18 protein-coding genes and 1 pseudogene are annotated in these 19660 nt (G+C 37.7%); 6 read left to right on the top strand and 13 right to left on the bottom strand.

Annotated elements, in window-relative coordinates:
• The first annotated feature begins 238 nt into the window (after positions 1–238).
• Both RTR43_RS10375 and RTR43_RS10370 read left to right on the top strand, forming a co-directional pair.
• The gene (locus RTR43_RS10375) at positions 239–376 is read left to right on the top strand and encodes a hypothetical protein (RefSeq protein WP_312471629.1); all 138 of its coding nucleotides are present in this window, start codon (positions 239–241) and stop codon (positions 374–376) included.
• A pseudogene (locus tag RTR43_RS10370) lies at positions 325–531 on the top strand (acyl-CoA dehydrogenase family protein); the annotation flags it as partial. The gene RTR43_RS10375 and the pseudogene RTR43_RS10370, both read left to right, overlap by 52 nt.
• A 122-nt stretch (positions 532–653) precedes the next feature.
• Here RTR43_RS10370 and RTR43_RS10365 read toward each other — a convergent pair.
• Positions 654–1763: a tubulin-like doman-containing protein gene (locus tag RTR43_RS10365; protein WP_312471628.1), complete on the bottom strand. Its 1110-nt coding sequence runs from the start codon at positions 1761–1763 to the stop codon at positions 654–656.
• Positions 1764–2082: 319 nt separating this feature from the next.
• Positions 2083–3252: an MFS transporter gene (locus RTR43_RS10360; protein ID WP_312471627.1), complete on the bottom strand. Its 1170-nt coding sequence runs from the start codon at positions 3250–3252 to the stop codon at positions 2083–2085.
• A gap of 600 nt (positions 3253–3852) precedes the next feature.
• Here RTR43_RS10360 and RTR43_RS10355 point away from each other — a divergent pair.
• Together RTR43_RS10355 and RTR43_RS10350 are read left to right on the top strand one after the other, a co-directional pair.
• A complete protein-coding gene (locus RTR43_RS10355) occupies positions 3853–4584 on the top strand; it encodes an ABC transporter ATP-binding protein (protein WP_312471626.1) in 732 nt (243 codons plus the stop codon).
• Positions 4581–5333, top strand: coding sequence for an ABC transporter permease (locus RTR43_RS10350; RefSeq protein WP_312471624.1), 753 nt, complete (start codon positions 4581–4583; stop codon positions 5331–5333). Before RTR43_RS10355 ends, RTR43_RS10350 begins: the two co-directional genes overlap by 4 nt.
• Before the next feature lie 253 nt (positions 5334–5586).
• Here the strand turns inward: RTR43_RS10350 and RTR43_RS10345 are convergent, their stop codons facing one another.
• The 3 genes from RTR43_RS10345 to RTR43_RS10335 form a co-directional block, all read right to left on the bottom strand.
• The gene (locus RTR43_RS10345) at positions 5587–6333 is read right to left on the bottom strand and encodes an amino acid ABC transporter ATP-binding protein (RefSeq protein ID WP_312471623.1); all 747 of its coding nucleotides are present in this window, start codon (positions 6331–6333) and stop codon (positions 5587–5589) included.
• 15 nt (positions 6334–6348) lie between these two features.
• Positions 6349–7008, bottom strand: coding sequence for an amino acid ABC transporter permease (locus RTR43_RS10340; protein WP_312471622.1), 660 nt, complete (start codon positions 7006–7008; stop codon positions 6349–6351).
• Between the two features lie 248 nt (positions 7009–7256).
• Complete coding sequence (locus RTR43_RS10335) at positions 7257–8030, bottom strand: amino acid ABC transporter substrate-binding protein (RefSeq protein ID WP_312471700.1); 774 nt, start codon at positions 8028–8030, stop codon at positions 7257–7259.
• A 342-nt stretch (positions 8031–8372) separates the two neighbouring features.
• Between RTR43_RS10335 and RTR43_RS10330 the strand changes: the two genes are divergently transcribed.
• Both RTR43_RS10330 and RTR43_RS10325 read left to right on the top strand, forming a co-directional pair.
• A complete protein-coding gene (locus RTR43_RS10330; protein ID WP_312471621.1) occupies positions 8373–9140 on the top strand; it encodes an ABC transporter ATP-binding protein in 768 nt (255 codons plus the stop codon).
• Entirely contained in the window at positions 9127–11058 is a 1932-nt protein-coding gene (locus tag RTR43_RS10325) for an FtsX-like permease family protein (RefSeq protein ID WP_312471620.1), read from the top strand. Before RTR43_RS10330 ends, RTR43_RS10325 begins: the two co-directional genes overlap by 14 nt.
• 35 nt (positions 11059–11093) lie before the next feature.
• On the opposite strand, the gene RTR43_RS10320 is transcribed toward RTR43_RS10325, so the two are convergent.
• The 8 genes from RTR43_RS10320 to RTR43_RS10285 all read right to left on the bottom strand — a co-directional run bounded on the left by RTR43_RS10320 (position 11094) and on the right by RTR43_RS10285 (position 19615).
• Complete coding sequence (locus tag RTR43_RS10320) at positions 11094–12089, bottom strand: sensor histidine kinase (RefSeq protein ID WP_312471618.1); 996 nt, start codon at positions 12087–12089, stop codon at positions 11094–11096.
• Positions 12086–12760, bottom strand: coding sequence for a response regulator transcription factor (locus RTR43_RS10315; protein WP_312471617.1), 675 nt, complete (start codon positions 12758–12760; stop codon positions 12086–12088). The genes RTR43_RS10320 and RTR43_RS10315 overlap by 4 nt, the downstream gene beginning before the upstream one ends.
• A 427-nt stretch (positions 12761–13187) precedes the next feature.
• The gene (locus RTR43_RS10310) at positions 13188–13910 is read right to left on the bottom strand and encodes an amino acid ABC transporter ATP-binding protein (RefSeq protein ID WP_312471614.1); all 723 of its coding nucleotides are present in this window, start codon (positions 13908–13910) and stop codon (positions 13188–13190) included.
• Complete coding sequence (locus RTR43_RS10305) at positions 13876–14589, bottom strand: amino acid ABC transporter permease (RefSeq protein ID WP_312471611.1); 714 nt, start codon at positions 14587–14589, stop codon at positions 13876–13878. Before RTR43_RS10305 ends, RTR43_RS10310 begins: the two co-directional genes overlap by 35 nt.
• Before the next feature lie 40 nt (positions 14590–14629).
• Positions 14630–15436 (bottom strand): ABC transporter substrate-binding protein, encoded by an 807-nt coding sequence (locus tag RTR43_RS10300; protein ID WP_312471610.1) that lies wholly within the window; start codon positions 15434–15436, stop codon positions 14630–14632.
• Between the two features lie 281 nt (positions 15437–15717).
• Positions 15718–16674, bottom strand: coding sequence for a 2-keto-3-deoxygluconate permease (locus RTR43_RS10295; RefSeq protein ID WP_312471608.1), 957 nt, complete (start codon positions 16672–16674; stop codon positions 15718–15720).
• Position 16675: 1 nt separating this feature from the next.
• Positions 16676–17848: an aminotransferase A gene (locus RTR43_RS10290; RefSeq protein ID WP_312471606.1), complete on the bottom strand. Its 1173-nt coding sequence runs from the start codon at positions 17846–17848 to the stop codon at positions 16676–16678.
• A gap of 108 nt (positions 17849–17956) precedes the next feature.
• On the bottom strand, positions 17957–19615 hold the full coding sequence (locus RTR43_RS10285) for a M20/M25/M40 family metallo-hydrolase (RefSeq protein ID WP_312471604.1): 1659 nt from the start codon (positions 19613–19615) through the stop codon (positions 17957–17959).
• Positions 19616–19660 lie beyond the last annotated feature (45 nt).

Here is a 19660-nt window from a genome sequence, read left to right as displayed (position 1 = left end):
TTACGTAAAAATTCTGTGGGCTTTTCAGCCGCGTTATGACAAAAGTCTATTATGGATCTAGGTTTCAAGTTATTACCTGCTATCTCTATCATTTTCATAATCAGTCAGAATTTTTACTAAAATCCACAAAACTCCTTGACAGTTCCATTATGCTTCGTTAATATTTATTCCAATAAAATACATCGGGATTATCAAATTAACATCAATAATAAACTAACAGGACACCAGGAGGGAAAACGTGCTGAATCTATTCGTCAAAACAGAAATTCAAAACACATGGTTACGAAGATTGCATGAGCATGAACGGAAATTTAAAAATAATGCGTTAAGCATGCGATTACTAATTCGGCCATTACGATTGTCGATAAAGCCATGAGAATCGTTGGGGCAAAAAGTCTTCAACGCAGGAATCCCCTGCAACGGTACTATCGCGACGTAAGAGCGGGTCTACACAATCCACCCATGGATGATATGACGATTAAAAAATTAGCACTTTCGGCAATTGATCAATCTAAAATTAATTCATCTTAGAAGGCTTAGAGTAGGAATTCTCCTGTATCTGCTTCTTAAAACATTCGGAGAGTTAACATGCAAAAGTATGACCCCCGGCGCCGTAGGGCTTTTGTGTGCCGGGGGTCATACCTTTAGATCCTTTACCTTTGGTACTTAGATAACTTGGATGATACTGATCCCGTCTGTCTTTGAGATGTTTTTGCTTTTAGGTTGGAAGCCCATGAAATTCGCGACTCATACGTTTGAGTTTGTTCCTTGTTGACGAGGCTTTGTAAACGATCTTTGTTCTTCTCAAGCGATTCCTCAAGAGCCAGCAAGCGACGGGTAGGAAATGGCATCCCCGCTAGAATGGTGGTAATAGTAGGGTCAGTTTCGGAGATATAGGTTCCCTCGAACAATTCCAAAGGTTCTCCAACCCTTTCGAAAATCGATGGAACATTAATTAACTTAGCCATTTTCTCTGGCCCTTCATAGATTAAACCTGCACGAATGACACCTGTTGATTCAACAGGACAAAATATCGAGTTTGCCCATGACTGTTGTATTTTACTTGATACTTCTGAGGTAGTCTTTACATCTGTTATCGTGGCTGAAGATATTAAGGTTACTCCTCTTGTACCCAGTATATTCATCAGATCCGTTTCATCAAAATTACCGTAAAAAGAACTCTTTTTTGTTACTTGCAGCACAGTATGAATGGCTTCCATTACTTGATGATTAGAAGAAAGATAAATCTGATGCTTACTGGATTGAGGGTTTAACTTACGCATTTGATCATTGTCCACAAGAAACAAAGACGAGAGTGAGTCAATCTTGGAAATCTCTTCAATGCATTCAGTCGCATTGATTCGGTTACCGGCAATTACGTTTCGATCAGGCACAATCGCAATGGCACCAATGTTGACACCTGGAAGTTGGTCTAATAACAGATCAATTAATAATGGGCTCATACCAGATCCAGTACCACCGTCGGTAGAAAAAGCCACAAATAAAAGCTTTATGTTCTTAAAGGACCGCTGCACAAAGTCAATTATCTCTCGATAGTTTTCATTAACCGCTCTTAATCCTATTGATCGATCTTGCCCAGCACCATTAAACCCAGGGACAAAATACTTTCTATCCACCTTCGTGTTCACTAAGCCATCACGTTGGTTAGTATTGATAAGCGCTGTTTGAAAGCCCATGGTTGAAGCTATCTCAGCTATATTACCGCCTGCTTGGCCTACTCCCAAGATTCCAATTGATTTCATCAAATCGCCTCCTTATTTAATATGATAATACTCATGTTTTATAAATTTAGACGTTTTCATTTTAGAAAAATAAAATTGTTTGTGCAGAATGCTTCTGTTCCCCTACCGATTTCACGCGATGCGGGACTCGGCTATGTTATTTTTCACTATGATTGGGTGAGAATAGAGAGGAATATACAAAATATGATGAAATATAAAATACAAAAAATCGTTTTGTTCCCCTCCGCTTTTGCTAAAATGGAAACAAAAAAATCACCCTAGCTCCCGATATTGGATAGAGCTAGGGTGATTTTTTTGGAAAATAAGCAGCAAAGCAAAATCAAACTGATTGTTTCACTTTGCGCGTCTGGGTACTATATATTTGATAAAGCAACAAAGCAAAAATGGATAGGATTGCTCCAGAAATGTACGGTAAACCAATTGAAATTGAAAATAGCCATCCACCTAATGGAGGACCAATAATTCTACCGAATGAATCAAAGGAAGAAAGCAAGCCTGTTACACTGCCATGCCCTGTACTAGAATTTTTGGTCAAAAGGGCTGATATCGCTGGACGGATCATTCCATTTCCTAAACCAAAAATCGTTAAAAAGACTGCCGAGGTCCAAAAACTATTAGCAAATAGGATAAGAACAAAGCCAATAGCCGATACGAAAACCCCTATTCGTATGACAGTTCCTTCCCCAAATCTCTTTGTCATTGGACCAACTAATCCACCTTGAACGATGGCGCCGCCAAATCCCATAATCATAAAGATATAGCCTAATTGTACCGTGTCAATCGTTGCCTTTTTAGCAGCAAAATAGGCGAAGGTCGCTTCGAGCCCAGCCATTGAAAGGGTGACAATCAATTGTAAAATAAAGATGATCGTAGTCGGACCTTGGAAAGCTTTCCACATTGATTCTTTATTTTCCGTATGTTGGCTTCTTTTTTCTAACGAAAGTGATTCTTTCAATAGGATCATGACTAAGACTAAAGTAATGACAGATGAAATCCCAGCAATATAAAAAGGAACATTTAAACTTATTTTCGAGAATATGCCGCCAATGGCTGGACCAAAAACAAAGCCAAGTCCGGTAGCGGCTCCGATAATTCCCATTCCTTTTCCACGTTCTTCTGGAGTCGTGATATCAGCTACATAGGCCATTGTAGTTGGCATATTGGCTGAGGATAAAATCCCACCAACAATCCTTGCTACGAATAAAACCCATAAAGAATTTGCCATGGCCATGATAAAAAAGGAAAGCGCTAAGCCAGCAATTCCAATCATCATTACAGGTTTTCGACCGATACGGTCAGAAATACGCCCCCACATTGGCGCAAAGAACAATTGCATTAATGAATAGACAGCCATTAACAGACCAAGCTCTGTGGGATTGCCACCAACCTTTTCAGCTAAAAACGGAAGAACCGGAATAATGATACCAAAGCCAACCATCACTAAAAACATCACTAAAAATAAAATAGGTAGAACTTTTTTTGTCTCCATGATTTTTTCCCCTCTTATCATTCCGAGTAGTGGATCTAGTACTTTCTTGTAGAGCAAGGAATTTGTAGTTGCAGGATAAAATCAATCCATATCCTTGTAATCCGATTCCTGATTATTCTTCAGACGACAATCCAGCAAGTTTCTTATCTTTAATAAGAATATCTCTTTCATATGCTCGAAGCAATGCTCCATGTATCGAAAGTGTATCAGAAAGACTAGCAATTAGTCAAACGTGACTAATCAACAAAAAAAACAATAAATCACCTGTAATAATAAACAGCTAAAAGGTGTCAGGCACCACAAAAAGACATTTGTCCACGAGTGGCGCACGCTCGAATATCAATAATAATTATTATTCATTTGATACGGCTATATTATACGAGTATCCTAATTATTTGAGATTTAGTGTGAAATTAATTCTCAATTAAAATATGTATTTCTCAATCTAAATTGACAGTACTTTTCCCTTACAGTAGAATCTACATTGTATTAATAGATGCAGTTATTTCCTCAGCTGCAATCGGAAGAATATGAATAATACAGAGCAGAACACGGCGATTGTGTTGCTTTATTTCCTATACCTATAAGGAAGTGTATCGGATGATAACAGACTATAAACCAGCAGTGAATTTTAACCATATCAATTATTCTGTTGATGGGATACATATTTTAAAAAATATTACGGAATCTTTTCCCGAAGGCAAAATCACAACGTTAGTCGGTCCTTCAGGAGCGGGAAAGACGACCTTGCTCAAATTATGTAATGGACTGCTATCGCCTGATACGGGAGAGATTTATATTAAAGGCAAAATCATTAGCAGCTATGAGCCGGTGGAATTAAGACGGCTTGTTGGGATTGCGCTTCAAAGTGCACCAATGATCAATGGTAGCGTCCTAAAAAATCTAGCATTGCCTCTAGAGCTGCAAGGACAGGAATTAGTTGAAAAAGAGGCAAAGAATTTATTACACGATGTGGGTTTAGAGGAGGAATTTTTGCATCGACCGATCAAAGATTTGTCGGGGGGACAACGCCAAAAAGTATCGATTGCCCGCACTCTCGTTAACCGTCCCGAGGTTCTATTGCTCGATGAAATCACTTCTTCACTAGACCGGATCTCGCAGCAGGAAATCGAAGAACTGATTGTAAAAATTAACCGAAAATACGAAACCACGATTATTTGGATTACACATAATTTACAGCAGGCAATGACGGTCGGAAACTATACTTGGGTCATGATGAAGGGAGAAGTCATTGAAACCGGAAATAGCGACTTGCTTCATTCACCTGTTAATGAAAAAGTTAGGCTCTTTCTAAAGGGGGAAGTGGAATGAGTTATGTTCATTTATCGATCGCACTTATTTTCGTCATCCTTCCGATCCTTTTATCCAAAGCGCTGCATTTAGGCCTAGAAAGAGACACCATCATTGCAGTGGTCCGTTCCATCGTTCAATTGCTGGCCGTAGGCTATATTCTTAAATTTGTGTTCGATTCCGAAAATATGATTTATATTTTACTGATGGTGACGGTCATGATTGCCGCTGCCACGCAAAACGCCCGAAAAAAGGGAGTATCTATTCACGGCATCACATGGAAAGTGACGGTCACATTAGTCGTGATTGAAGTGCTGACGCAAGGTATTTTACTTGGATTCAACATCACACCGCCAACGGCGCAATACATCATCCCGATTAGCGGTATGGTAATCGGAAACTCGATGGTGCTCGCTATTCTCTTCCTAAACAGATTCACGGCAGAAGTAGAAACGCATCAAGATGAGACCGAACTCATCCTGTCACTCGGTGGAACACCAAAACAAGCCATACACAATCAACTCATCACTGCTATAAAATCGAGCATGATTCCAACCATTGAAAGCCAGAAAACAATCGGTCTCGTCCAGCTACCGGGAATGATGAGTGGCCAAATCATTGCAGGAGCCGACCCTATGCACGCGGTGCAATTTCAATTGCTCATCCTTTTCCTATTATTAACAACCGCCTCCGTCACAAGCGCTATGCTCGGATATTTATCATACCCAAGTCTGTTCAATCAACGGATGCAGCTGTTGAGGGGAAAGTAGAGAATTGGCGGGCAGACCCCTACTCAGCTAAAGTGAAAAGAAGTAAAGTGTGCAGTCAAGATGTTATCGGGTTGAAACCCTGGCTCACCCACAAGGTTCATGTCATTGTTCTCTATCCTTTTCCACAAAAGAAAAGCGCAAGGCGCTGGAGCTGGACATTTCTCGAAGTCCAATGTTATAAATTCTTATATGATAAAAGGCAGGCAACCCATTGAAAGCAATGTTTTGCCTGCCTTTTTGCATGTTACCATGATTATTTCAAACTGCGATTTAAGAATGCTTTCGTTCTTTCAAACTGTGGATTGGTAAACAACTCTTCTGGTGCACCAGATTCAACGATCTCCCCATTGTCCATGAAAATGACCTTAGTCGCCACTTCCTTGGCAAAGCCCATCTCGTGGGTTACGACAATCATCGTCATATGCTCTTGGGCCAAATCCTTCATGACTTGCAAAACTTCACCTGTCAATTCCGGATCCAATGCAGAAGTAGGTTCGTCAAAGAGCAGAATATCCGGGTTCATCATCAACGCCCTGGCAATGGCTACTCTTTGTTTTTGTCCTCCAGAGAGCTTTGCTGGATAGGCTTCAGCCCAATCAGTGAGTCCGATCTTTTCCAGAAGCTCTTTACTTCTTTGCTTAATTTCAGTGGAGGATTCCTTCTTTACCATTTTCGGAGCGAGCTCCAAATTCTCTTTGACCGTGAGATGTGGAAAGAGATTAAAATGCTGAAAGACCATCCCCATTTTGGCTGTAATCTGTTTGATCTCTTGCGGTTTCGTATAGACTCCATCCCTTACCAAATACTTGCCGGACACATTGATGGTGCCTCCATCAATTTCTTCAAGATGCACCAAACTACGGAGCATCGTGCTTTTTCCAGAACCGGAGGGACCGATTACGGCTATTACATCGTTTTTATTAACATCAAATGTAATCTGCTTGAGGACATCCAGCTTGCCATAAGACTTTTTAAGGCTGGATACTTCCATGATAGTCATATCCATCACTCCTTTTTATTCAAATTTCAAGCGTTTTTCGAGCCATTTAAAGATTACTGTTAAAAATATCGTCATAATCAAATAAATGACGCCGGCAACGACGAATGGAACAATTGTAAAGTCACGGTTGACCGCAGTCTGGGCAAAGTGCAGTAATTCTGGTACTGCCACCGCATAAAGCAGCGCCGTATCCTTGACCAGTGTCACCGATTCGTTCGTCACTGCAGGGAGTGCAATGCGGAACATTTGCGGCAGGATAATCCGTGTCATCGTCTGCCATTTACTCAAACCAAGTACTTGGGATGCTTCATACTGGCCTTTATCAATGGCCAACAGTCCACCGCGGAAAATTTCAGCGAAATATGCGGCATAGTTCAAGATAAAACCTAAACAGGCAGCGACAAAGCGATCTAGTACCAAATATTGTCCAATCACAGGGATCATCGGCAGCCCAAAGCATATAAACAACAGTTGGAGCAAGAGTGGCGTCCCGCGCATCAGGTAAATATAGCCCTGTGCAAGCCATGATAACGGCTTGAAACTACTTTTGACAGCCAGCGTTAATAGAAAGCCCAACGGAATGGATGCCACAATGGCAATCAAAAACAAGAGGACCGTCATCTGTGCCCCTTCCAGCATTGGCTTAAGTATGGAGATTAAATAATCAAAAGACATAGGGAAGCCTCCAAAATAAGAAAAGCGCAAGCGCCCGGTTAGCGGCGTATGGACTGGAGCACTTCGACTGAGATAAAGAAAACACGGAAAGCGTTAGCTTTTCCGATGTTGACTTATCGTAGGGAGAAGAGCGAAGTACAATAGCCGCTGGGCGCTGGAGCTAGACAGTAATTAAAGTCAAAATTTTATACTTATCTTTTAAAAACAGGGTCCCCATAAGGAAATCCTGTTTTACCTTATAATCGTTACTACTTTATTACTTTATTTTCACCAAACCATTTTTTTGAGATTTCTGCGGCAGTGCCGTCTGTATTCATATCGTCGAGTGCTTTTTGAAGCTTTTTAAGTAATTCTTCGTTCCCTTTTTTCACACCTATACCATATTCTTCTGGAGCAAGTGATTCATCGAGTACCTTAAAAGTATCTTTCTCTTTCGCCATGTAATAATCAATGACAACCTCATCGATAACAACGGCATCCAAGCGGCCGCTCTTTAAGTCGGTTAATGCCTGAACATTATCGGCAAATTCCGTGACGGTCTTTACTTTGGATTTAATCGGATTCGCGTTCAAAGCATCTGCTGCGGAAGAAAGAGATTGAAGACCAACAACTTTTCCTGCTAAATCATCAAGTTTTGTAAGTTTTGAATTTGCCAGGGTGACCACCACCTGCGCATTTTTTAAATAAGGTTTTGTGAAAAGAACCTTCTTCTTCCGGTCATCCGTTATAGTGTATCCGTTCCAAATAAGATCAATCCGACCGCTGCTTAGCTCAGATTCTTTTGTTTCCCAATCAATGGGCTGAAATTTAACCTTAGCGCCCATTTTTGCTGCAGCTGCTTTGGCGTAGTCAATATCAAAACCAGTGATCTCATTATTTTCATCCCGGAATCCCAAGGGAGCAAATTTATCGTCAATGCCAATCACCAGCGTGTTGTCCTTTTTATCAGCTGATTTAGAACAGCCAGTAACAATCGAAAATACCGCTAATATGACTAAGACAAAAGTTGTTAAACGTTTCATCATTATCGAATACCACCTTTAATAGAATATCATTTCGCTTTAGTACGTTACCATATTATCACGCTATCACATTATAACATTATACTATTGCAAAATACAATATCTGTCGAAAAAAACCAAAATTTGTTGTCATGCCCTCAAAATGCAAATTATAAAGCCATTTGTGACAAAAATGTAAGTTTTCGGTTTGTTTTGTTCGTTAAAGTTATGGATGAAATTCTTCCTGACAAGTATGCTTTTCCTATAAGAGATTGTTCAAAAAGCCCAGGAAACGAAACTATAATTTCTACATTTGCTTTTGAACAGGTATGATAAGAGTTGTTATTTGAAAGGGGTATTTCAATGGATACAGTATTAATAGGAAGTTCTATTTATAAGGTTTATGGGTCAAAAAATCAAGTTTTTAACGCTTTGCAGGAAGTGAGCTTAACTGTACATAAAGGTGAATTTGTTGGAATTATGGGACCTTCTGGGGCAGGAAAAACGACTCTCCTAAATATTTTAGCGACCATCGATAAAGCAACTTCGGGTAATGTTGTGATAGGTGGTAAGAATCTTATCACGATGAATGAAGAACAATTAACGCAATTTCGTCGCGAACATTTAGGGTTTATTTTTCAAGACTATAACTTACTAGATTCATTGACAGTAAAAGAAAATATCCTATTGCCGCTATCATTATCCAATCATCCTGCTAATGAAATGGAAAAGAGAGTGAATGAGTTATCACATGTATTAGGAATCGATGCCATTTTAGAAAAATACCCGTATGAAATTTCAGGAGGCCAAAAGCAGCGAACATCGGCTGCAAGAGCCATTATCGCAAATCCAAGCTTAGTACTTGCTGATGAGCCAACAGGGGCACTTGATTCAAGATCAGCAACGGATCTTCTCAATACATTTAAACAACTAAATCGTGACTTTCATTCAACGATATTAATGGTTACTCACGATGCTTTTGCTGCTAGTTATTGTGACCGAGTCCTTTTTATGAAGGATGGGAGCCTGGTGACAGAGCTTGTTCGAGGTGATAAGGATCGTAAAGAGTTTTTCCAGCAATTATTAAACACGCTGTCGACTCTAGGGGGTGGGAGTCATGACATTATATAATATCGTATTCAAAAACATTAAGCATAACTTTTCCCAATACATCCTCTACATTGCATCAATGACATTCAGTGTTATGATTTATTTTACCTTTGTATCGCTACAATATAATGAACAAATCACGGCTGCTTTACCAGAATCAGAGAAGTTCGAATCTGCTTTTCTCGGCTCGTCTTTCGTACTACTTCTCTTCGTAGCAATCTTTATTTCTTATTCCAATTCTTTTTTTATGAAGCGAAGAAAAAAAGAGATTGGTCTATACTCACTTTTTGGTGTTTCTAGAAAAAAGATCGGTAAAATGCTATTTTGCGAGAATTTCATAATGGGAATCCTCTCACTTCTCATCGGAATTCTCGTTGGGGAATTATTTTCTGTCTTTTTCACCATGATACTAATAAAATTAATGGGTTTTTCGATCGTGGTAAAATTCTCCTTAAGTACAAACGCGGTGTTGCAAACAGTTATTCTTTTTTTGATCATCAATTCATTAACTTCGTTGCAAGGATATTTCATTATGTACCGCTTTAAATTGATCGAGCTATTTCATGCTGAAAAAAAGGGAGAAAAGCCTTTTAAACCCTCTTTTATCATTGCGATTCTTGCATTAATGCTAATTGGAATCGGCTACTGGCTTCTACTGAATGCATATGAATCAAAGAGTTGGAATGAACATTTTGGACGAAATCTTTTAATTACTTTGGTGATGATTGTTGCAGGATCGTATTTCTTGTTTCATTCCTTGAGCGGATTCTTTCTAAAAATGCTTCAAAATAACAAACGTTTTTATTATAAATGGTCAAATTTATTAACGATGACGCAATTAACGAATCGATTAAAAACCAATGCCGTCATGCTAACAATGATTTCCGTCTTGAATGCAGTCACTCTCATTGCCTATGGATTTGCTTTTAGTATGTACTATAATTCCTTAGCGACAATCAAAGATTTCACCCCATATAGTTATCAATACACTGTTACGGGTACAGAAGTAGATGATCGGATCAATCGGATAATTATCAATAATCAAGAACACCCTGTTCTTTTTTCAAAAAAATGGGATTATCTTATGATCAAAGCAGATGCCACTAACTTACCGAAACTTCCTGGCGGCTACTATTATTTTGATGAAAAAGTTGCTTTAATTCCGCTCAAAACATATAACCAATTGGTAGAGAAGTTAAATAAGCCGAAAATAGCAAGCTTAAAAGCGGCGGAAGCCGTCTCCATAGTAAAGAATTTTATTGGATCGCAAAATGACAATGAAAATGTCAACAAAAGGATTTTGTTGACATCACCTACGGAAGATCAATCGGTAAAAGTAGTCGATACAAAATCACTCAGTTTATTAAACGGAGATGTTCAACCATTTTTAATCGTTATCCAGGATCAATTGTACGAAAAGCTAGCGAAAGAAAATGAGCGAAAAATAGTTCAAGTGTTCAAAATAAAACAGGAAGAAACATCAACTGAACTTACAAACAAAATTAAACACGCGCTCCCTGCCGAAACCGAATTCTCCAGCTTTTCAGCTAATTACGAAGAAATTCAATCTACATATGGACTAGTTATTTTTATTAGTGGATTTCTTGGCCTAGTTTTTCTCGCGGCAACAGGTAGTATCATTTACTTTAAAATGCTCACAGAAGCAACCGAGGATCGGACAAGGTATTTGGTTCTACGAAAAATTGGCATTAACAAGAGAGAAGTAAGGAAAGTCATCAGCAAACAATTCAGTATAGTCTTTATATTGCCATTGATCATGGGAATTGCCCATAGTAGTATCATCTTAGCCGCACTATCAAAAATAATGGACATTAATTTTCTCATACCTGTAATGATTTGTACCGGAACATATACATTACTTTACGGTTCCTACTATGTGTTTACTGTGATTTCAGGATCCAAGATTGTTAATCAATAACAGAAAAGGTTCGAGGGCAGCTGTCTCGAACCTTTTTAATTCTCATTCATTTGATAGTAATCAGTTAATTTGGGAAAGTGAATCGTAACCGCTGTGAACTTGTTCTCTTCAGAATCGATTGTAAGGCCATGCCCTAGCTTATTTGCTAGCTTTTTGGCTAAATAAAGGCCCATCCCAGTAGAATTTCCGAACATTCTTCCGTTTTCTCCTGTAAATCCCTGATCAAATACACGTGCAATATCTGCTTTCGATATTCCAATCCCATTATCTTCTATAACTAACCGTGTTTCCTTTTGATCCTCTTCCACCGAAATGGATAATTTCCCCTGATTCGCTGTATATTTGAGTGCGTTTGTCATTAGTTGGGAAAGAATGTATAAGAGCCATTTCTGATCTGTTAAAATGTCAATTTGTATTAATTGAAGATCAAGCTGAATTTTTTTCTTAATAAATATCTTCGAATGCTGCCTGATAGCAGAATGAACAACTTTGGATAAATCTACCTCAGTAATGAGATAGTCACGATGAACATGATCACTGCGAACAAAGTATAGCGCCTGTTCAACATAAGCTTCTATTTTATCGATCTCTTCTTCAAGACTATTAATCGCATCAGATTTATCATTATGCTCAATAACTAAACGACTAACAGAAATCGGCGTTTTAATGTCATGAAACCAAGAGGTCATAAATTCCAAATTATCCTTTTTTTCTTGGAGAATTTCGGTAATCTTTTCTTGATGATGTTGCTCCATCTTTTGCAACATGCTGTGAAATAGATATTGTTCATATGTTTTGGCTTTTCTAACCATATTACTTTGAATAGATTTAAAATGCTTATTAATTATGAAGTATTCACTTATAAGATAAAAAGTGAAAAGAACAGCTCCAACAAGCTGAATATATAATAGATTGCTAATGTCCATTTTGAGCTTTGGTTCCACCCAAATCATGATGGTAATAAATGTCATGATGAACATATAAGTGAAGATTAACCTTCTTTGATAGAAAAGATAGTGCTTCAAGTTCATGCTAACATATATCCTTGTCCTTTTTTGGTTTGAATATAATCGCCAATTCCTGCTTCATTTAGTTTTCGTCGTAAACGATTTACATTTACGGTTAGCGTATTATCGTCAATATAGCTTTCACTTTCCCATAGTGCTTGCATCAACTTGTCGCGACTTACAATCTTATTTGTATGCTCAAAAAGAACGGAAAGGATTTTGAATTCATTTTTCGTCAAATCCATTTCTTTATCATCAACGATAGCAGTTGCTGTTTTTAAATTTAACGTTAAATCACGATGGCAAAGAAGTTCAAGACTTTTCGCTTGATATGTATACGTCCTTCTTAAGATTGCATTTATCTTCGTCAATAACATCTCCATCGAAAAAGGCTTCTGAATGAAATCATCTCCGCCCATATTAATCGCCATCATCATATCCATTTGCTCCGTTCGCGACGATAGAAATATTATAGGTACATTAGAAAGCCGTCTTATTTTCTCACACCAATAAAAACCGTTATAGTATGGAAGATTAATATCCAACAGAATCAGGTGTGGATTCGTAAGCATAAACTCTTCATCGACCTTTTGAAAATTGTTAATATAGCAAGGCTCATAGCCCCAGCTTTTCATGGTTTCACCAACAATTTCGGCAATTTTCCTTTCATCCTCAACAATTAACACTTTAAACATCTGATCCACATCCTAAAACCTAGTTAGTGTTATTCTATCAAAAATCGCCTACCACTCCTACCACTTGAAAATGCAAATCACCAAAATTAATCCATTTACTATTATTTTTTTAAAATAATTTAGATTTTTAAAACGGAGTAGTCCATTTCCTTTAACAAAAAAACTCCCTAATTACATTAGTACGAGGGAGCATAATACTTTCAGCAAAAAGAACTGGGTATTTACCCAGTTCCTAAGTTTTTCTTTAATACTCCCCGTCGAATGGTGCACGAAGCCGCTGATTTACTCGTTGGAGACGCCGTTGAAGTTGGTTAATTTCTCTTTCTTGCCTCTGCAATGACACACATCACTCCTGCTAGTTAAGCTGCGGACCTTTGCAGTGGCCACCGTTTTAATTGGGACTATTTTTATATAAAACCAAAAGTAATTACAAGACTTGTTGTAAAAATCTACGTGTTCTTTCTTCCTTAGGTTCTGTAAAGAATATTGTTGGGGGACCCTCTTCGATAATTTTTCCATCTGCCAGCATAATTACACGGTCTGCTACTTCCCTTGCAAAGCCCATTTCATGTGTGACAATCACCATTGTCATTCCATCTTTTGCGAGATTCTTCATTGTTTCAAGCACTTCACCTACAAGCTCCGGATCTAACGCAGATGTAGGTTCATCAAATAGCATAACGCTTGGTTCCATGGCGAGTGCTCTGGCAATTGCAACTCGTTGCTTTTGTCCACCAGATAATTGTTCAGGATAATAGTGGGCTTTATCAGCTAAACCTACTTTATGCAATAGCTCCCTTGCTTTATTGATTGCTTCTTGGTTCTTTTTCTTTTTAATATGAACAGGTGCTTCAATCACGTTAGCTAGTGCTGTCATATGTGGAAATAGATTAAAGTGCTGAAAGACCATACCCATATCTTCTCTTACTTTGTTTAAATCTGATTTATTAACATCGATTACTTTTTGATTAATCTCAATTTCTCCACTATCTTTTATTTCTAAGAAGTTCAAACATCTTAACAAAGTACTTTTGCCTGAACCACTAGCTCCGATTAGCACCACAACTTCTGATTTATTAATCTCAATGGAAATATCTCGTAACACTTCTAAGTTATCAAACGTTTTGCATAAGTTTCTTACTTTGATCAAATCCACTACCTCCCCTACTCTTGCTAACGTCTAATTTCTTTTCCAATTTGTTAAAGATTAGAGTGAAAATTAGAACAAGAATTAAATAATACATACCTACAACGAAATACGTTTCAAATGGCATATAGTTCTCAGCTTGAGCAGAAAGCGCATGGTTGAATAACTCTGTTACGGCAATGTATGCGACAAGGGAAGAATCTTTTAATCCGATAATAAATTGGTTACTTAAAGATGGAATGGCTCTTTTAAAAGCTTGAGGTAGTATAATACGGCGCATCGATAGGGAATATGGCATTCCTAAGGAACGAGCTGCCTCCATCTGACCACGGTCAATGGATTGAATGGATCCTCGGAAAATTTCAGCTATATAGGCACCAGAGTGAATCCCCAAGGCGAGTGCGCCTGCGGTGAAATCAGATAATACTAATACACTCGATATTCCATAATACAAAAACATAAGTTGTACGATTAAAGGCATGCCACGTACTAGAAAAATATAGAGATCGGCAATCTTTTGTAAAATGGTAATGTTAGAGACTTTAAAAAAAGCAAAAATCAATCCGATTACTACTGCAATCAATAGTGAAACAACGGTCAATTCTATCGTAATTAAGGTCGCTTTTAAAAATTCAATACCATGTGTTTGGAAAATAGAATATATGCTATTTATAAAATCCATAAACACTTCAGCTCCTCAGTTCAATAAAAAGGCTTGGTCTTTATTTTTCTAATAGATTTACTCCAAACCATTTCTTACTGATTTTTCCGTAAGTACCATCTTCAACCATGGATTTAATGGCTTTATTGATTGCTTTCAAGAGTGCAGGATTGTCTTTATTAACCGCAATTGCTATATTTTCTTTTTTAAGTACATTGTCTACGTCTTTAATTTTTAATTTCCCTTCTTTCATTGCAGAGATACCAACAATTTTATCTGTAATGACTGCATCAACACGTCCTGGTTCAAGATCTTGTAGAGCATAAATATCGCTTGGGTAATTTTTAATATCTTTTGTATATTTTTTAGCATCTTGTTGATACGTACTTGCTTGCATAACACCTATTCTTCTATCCGTTAAGTCTTCTTTCTTTTGTATAGTATCATTCGATGCTGCTACAAAGACTTGCGCGCCAGAAATATAGTAAGGATCGGAGAAATCGACTTGTTTAGAACGTTCTTCTGTAGCTGTCATACTTCCGATAATGGCATCATATTTTTTACCCTTTAAACCTTGGATGATGGTTTCCCATGGATTTGTAACAGGGTTCGCTTTTAAACCAATGCGCTTAGAAATTTCTTGGCCAATTTCAACATCAAAACCCACTAGCTTGTTGTTCTCCTTATAGTTGAGAGGTTTAAGCAAACCACTCATAGCAAACGTTAATTTGCCTTCGTCTACTAGCTCCATTTTTTCCTTATTGTCCACTGATCCAGATACTTTAGAATCATTCGATCCACAGCCACTCAATACAAAAAGTAAGGATAAACCTAATAGTACCGTTAAAGATGCTACTCTCTTCTTCATAAAATACACCTCTCATTAATATTATTATTTCTTTCTGCGGATAGGATGGTTAATCGAGTATTAGTGATGTAATCGTTTACAAATTATCCCTGCTAAAGTCTCATTCCTCAAGAGGCACTACCTTTGTCTTTTTAATGAATTTATAACCAAGCCAAAGAATAGCAAAGAATCCTCCTTTAAATGGAGCTTCACCAGTTGTAAAGTTATGAAATCCTACTGCCGAGGTAAAAAATATTCCTAAAATCATTAATAAACCAATAACTAAAAAGACCAGGAGGTTCTTACACACTTAACGTATGTTCTATTTGTGGATTGACACGCTTGGCCCACCATGCCGTAATAATTGGTACTAAGATAGCCGTAATGATAGCACTTGCTGCAATGATAATTGTTGCGGAAGCAGCAACTGGTGCATAGACTGGATTGGCTGCAGCCACAATAGTTGGAACACTGGCTGCGCTTCCTGCAGTTGATGCAGCAGCAAATCCTGCTACCCCATTTCCTCCAGCTAATCGGTCCATAATAAACAGAATAGTTCCTGTAAAAAGAATGACAGATAGTCCAACTATTAATCCAATCCATCCTGCATCAATCACATCTTTAAAATTGAGACCAGACCCTAGTGCAAATGCAAAGAAAGGAACTAAGGCAGGTACAGCTTTGCTTAATAATGCACGTAAGTCTTTATCTAGATTTCCAAGAATCATGCCAATCACTAGAGGTAAAATCGCACCAATTAGTGTTTGCCATGGGATTGTAGAAAGACCTACGATGCCAAGCGTTACCATCGTTATGAATGGTCCTCCTTCTATTGTCATAATAGGATAAGCAGCGATTTCTTCTTTTTTTCCATACTGATGCATTAAGGCTAAGAATAATCCTCCATTGGTATCATTCATAGAAGCAACAATCGCTAAAACAGAAAGTCCTCCAAGAACGGATCCTTCACCAATAATTTGGAAAGCGATCCACGCAACAATAACTGAAGCTCCAACTTTTCCGATAAGAAGGGCTCCTCCTCTTTTTAAGATTGTAGGAGTTGCTTTTACATCAATTGTTGATCCCACACAGACAAAAAAGATAGCAAGCATTGGTAGTACTCCATTAAAGAGTGCTCCTGTATAAGAACCAAAGAAATCTCCCATTGAAGGTATAAAGGTATGAAGAGTGACTCCTAACAAAAGCGGTACGAGCATCATGCCACCTGGTACTTTTTCTATAGTCTTTATAATTTGCATATTACTTCTCCCCTTTACGATTTATGGAATTAACATACTGTTCAATCCGGTTCATTCCTTCTTCTAATAATTTCATATCATTTGCAAAGGAGATTCGTATATATCCTTCACCAGCTTTTGAGAAAACGTCTCCCGGCACGACTGCTACTCCAGCATTTTCAAGTAGTTCTAAGGCAAATTCAGCTGACAATTTATTCGTGTGTTTTATTGATGGAAATATATAAAATGCTCCTTGTGGTTTACTAACTTCCATACCTATAGAAAGTAAACGTTTATAGACGAAATCTCTTCTTTTTAGGTATTCTTCTTTCATGGATATCGGATCATCTTTTCCATGGATAAGCGCCTCAATCGCTGCATATTGGCTAATGGAGCTTGCACATGTTGCATTATAAAGGTGAATTTTTAGCATTTCTTCGACAATATATGAGGGTGCAAAGACGAAACCGATTCTCCAACCTGTCATCGAATGGGATTTAGAAAGCCCATTTATAACAATAGTTTTGTTTCTCATTTCGGGAATAGAGGCCATAGACGTATGTTTTTTTTCATAGGTTAATTCACTGTAAATTTCATCAGAAACGATAAAAATTTCTTTATCTAACAGTAATTTAGAGATTTCATCTAGTTCTTTTTGATCTAACGTACTTCCTATTGGATTGGATGGATATGGTAGAATGATACACTTTGTTTTGTCAGACAACTTTTTATGAAGCAATTCAGTGCTTAACTTAAAATTATTTGTTGATGTATCTACATACACTGGAATAGCGCCACATAATTCTATAATCGGTGCATAACCAGGGTAAATAGGTGAGGGAAGGATCACTTCATCTCCTTCTTCTAGAATAGTTCTGAAAGTGATGTCAAGTGCTTCACTTGCACCCACCGTAACGATGACTTCGTCAACGGGCTGATAAAGTAGCTTATACTTTTGGAACATATAATCACATGCAGCTTCTCGAAGTTCTATTAATCCGGCGTTATGAGTATACGTTGTTCGATCCTCTTCAATCGCTGTTTTTCCAACAGTTTTTATATGATTAGGAGTTGAAAAATCCGGTTGACCAATTGTAAGGTTGATAACATTTGGATACTGAGCCACTATATTAGCAATTTTCCTTATCCCAGAAAATTGTATTTGCCTAACTCTCTTATTTAATAAGTACTTCATTGGTCGCTCCCTCCTTACGGGTAAAAAATAATTGAATATTCTGTTTTTTAAAGAGGTTGTAAGGGTATTTCAGCCACTTTCACCATAACTTTTATTACTCGTAAGATTCTACTTTAATAAATGGCTAATAACTTCATTTGTTAATGCTGGTACAATTTCTGTTGAAAATGCAAGCTCCATTCTCTCATATTTCTTATGTGCGTCATATCCATATGGTCCAATGTTAATAGCAGGTACATTAATATCTCGGATATCTTGATAATTAACAAAATGTTTCGTACCCCAGCCTGGATTGTTATTACACACTGCCTCTATTCCTTCTTCATCATCACTTAGTGCGACACAGCTCATATCACATACATAAGGAAAGAAGTTTCTCGTTACAATCGAATGAGGATAGGTTGGCTGAACTTGCTCAATCGCTTTCTGTAATGCATCCAGTAGGTGCTGTTCTTTCTCATTTTTTCCTGTAACATCTACGCGTGGTGAATAAAGAGACGAATAGAAAATAATAATGGCTGGGCTTTTATCTGTCATCCAGTTCCATTCTTCTTCAACAACACGAGCTGCAAACATCCGAGTGTCTAAGCTCTTATCTAGCATTAGTTGTTCCTTAAAGGCTTTCATATGTTGGATAAATCGGTCGCCATGTTCTTTTTCTAGTAATTGCTTCATTTCTTCGTAAATAATCACTCTTGTTTTCCATGGAAGTTCGTTATACGTTTCACCACTTCGAGCACAAAACGTTTGGTACCGTTCTGTTAGTGTTTGTAATGCTCTATCAAAAGCGATTTCTGCTTGTTCTTTCAGTTTAATCATGACATCTTTTGGAGACCATGACTGGATAAAGAAATTATAATAAACATACGCTGAAAGAGCCGTTTGGATGGTGTAAGTCGGTTTTAAATCTGTTTGCTTTAATGAGACTGGTGGTGCCGGAAATTCACCTAATGAGTCATCAACTAAATCTGGATTATAGCTGATTTGACGCGTTAACTCAGCAGCTATATAGTTCGGATCTAGCCCTTCAAAGGAAGAACCAGCGTGTGTTTCAGCTCCCGTAATGAAAAAAGAAGGGAGGAGTTTTCCGATGGAACCTTTGTAAATATAGCGATTTTCATCTCCTTCATAGCGAGGGGCAACGAAATCGGAGTTAATAAGCGCAACATAATCAAAATGATGTTCTTCACGTAATTTCTTTAAATCTTTTAATCCTGATAAAACGCCATGCGAGCTATCTTCTTCGTCACATTCAGCAAATAATAATAGATTTCCAGATAGTTCTTCAGGATGTTCAGAGTAGTATTTCAGTAAATAGAGATGACTTGCGACACCGCCTTTCATATCGACGGTACCTCTACCAAAATGCCAGTCACCCGATTCTAATTGATTCCTTACCAAGTCAGGCAATGGTTCATCGTGTAAGACTTTCATTAATTCTTCAGGGAAACATGCCTTATCTTTTAAATGACTGTAGTCATCGATACCAACCGTATCTGTATGACCCATTAGAATAACTGTTTTATCGCTTTTCGTTTTCGTTCCTTTTACAAAAGCCAATACATTATAACGTTCTACCTCATCATTTTCTGTTTGAGAAAGCATTAGATAGGAAGGATTTTGTTTGAAATAAGGAAAAGAAGCTATTTTGTTATATAAAAAGTTTGAAATAGCAATTTCCCCTGTGGTGTTAACAATACTTTCTACGGCTACTAATTCATTTGTAAACTTTAATACTTCTTCACGACATGTAAATGACGAAATCATTTCCCAGCACCCCTTTGAAAAAATTCATTCTCTTAAAAGTCTTTT

The sequence above is a fragment of the Neobacillus sp. genome, from assembly GCF_031988165.1.
GTDB classification, from domain to species: domain Bacteria; phylum Bacillota; class Bacilli; order Bacillales; family Cytobacillaceae; genus Neobacillus; species Neobacillus rhizosphaerae.
Note: the sequence above shows the minus strand (reverse complement) of the source record. Positions and strands in the feature narration are given on the sequence as shown.

Coding starts and splice junctions, on each gene's coding strand:
- RTR43_RS10365 (WP_312471628.1), bottom strand. CDS start 1,763: ATGAAATCAATTGGAATCTTGGGAGTAGGCCAAGCAGGCGGTAATATA.
- RTR43_RS10360 (WP_312471627.1), bottom strand. CDS start 3,252: ATGGAGACAAAAAAAGTTCTACCTATTTTATTTTTAGTGATGTTTTTA.
- RTR43_RS10355 (WP_312471626.1), top strand. CDS start 3,853: ATGATAACAGACTATAAACCAGCAGTGAATTTTAACCATATCAATTAT.
- RTR43_RS10350 (WP_312471624.1), top strand. CDS start 4,581: ATGAGTTATGTTCATTTATCGATCGCACTTATTTTCGTCATCCTTCCG.
- RTR43_RS10345 (WP_312471623.1), bottom strand. CDS start 6,333: ATGACTATCATGGAAGTATCCAGCCTTAAAAAGTCTTATGGCAAGCTG.
- RTR43_RS10340 (WP_312471622.1), bottom strand. CDS start 7,008: ATGTCTTTTGATTATTTAATCTCCATACTTAAGCCAATGCTGGAAGGG.
- RTR43_RS10335 (WP_312471700.1), bottom strand. CDS start 8,030: ATGAAACGTTTAACAACTTTTGTCTTAGTCATATTAGCGGTATTTTCG.
- RTR43_RS10330 (WP_312471621.1), top strand. CDS start 8,373: ATGGATACAGTATTAATAGGAAGTTCTATTTATAAGGTTTATGGGTCA.
- RTR43_RS10325 (WP_312471620.1), top strand. CDS start 9,127: ATGACATTATATAATATCGTATTCAAAAACATTAAGCATAACTTTTCC.
- RTR43_RS10320 (WP_312471618.1), bottom strand. CDS start 12,089: ATGAACTTGAAGCACTATCTTTTCTATCAAAGAAGGTTAATCTTCACT.
- RTR43_RS10315 (WP_312471617.1), bottom strand. CDS start 12,760: ATGTTTAAAGTGTTAATTGTTGAGGATGAAAGGAAAATTGCCGAAATT.
- RTR43_RS10305 (WP_312471611.1), bottom strand. CDS start 14,589: ATGGATTTTATAAATAGCATATATTCTATTTTCCAAACACATGGTATT.
- RTR43_RS10300 (WP_312471610.1), bottom strand. CDS start 15,436: ATGAAGAAGAGAGTAGCATCTTTAACGGTACTATTAGGTTTATCCTTA.
- RTR43_RS10295 (WP_312471608.1), bottom strand. CDS start 16,674: ATGCAAATTATAAAGACTATAGAAAAAGTACCAGGTGGCATGATGCTC.
- RTR43_RS10290 (WP_312471606.1), bottom strand. CDS start 17,848: ATGAAGTACTTATTAAATAAGAGAGTTAGGCAAATACAATTTTCTGGG.
- RTR43_RS10285 (WP_312471604.1), bottom strand. CDS start 19,615: ATGATTTCGTCATTTACATGTCGTGAAGAAGTATTAAAGTTTACAAAT.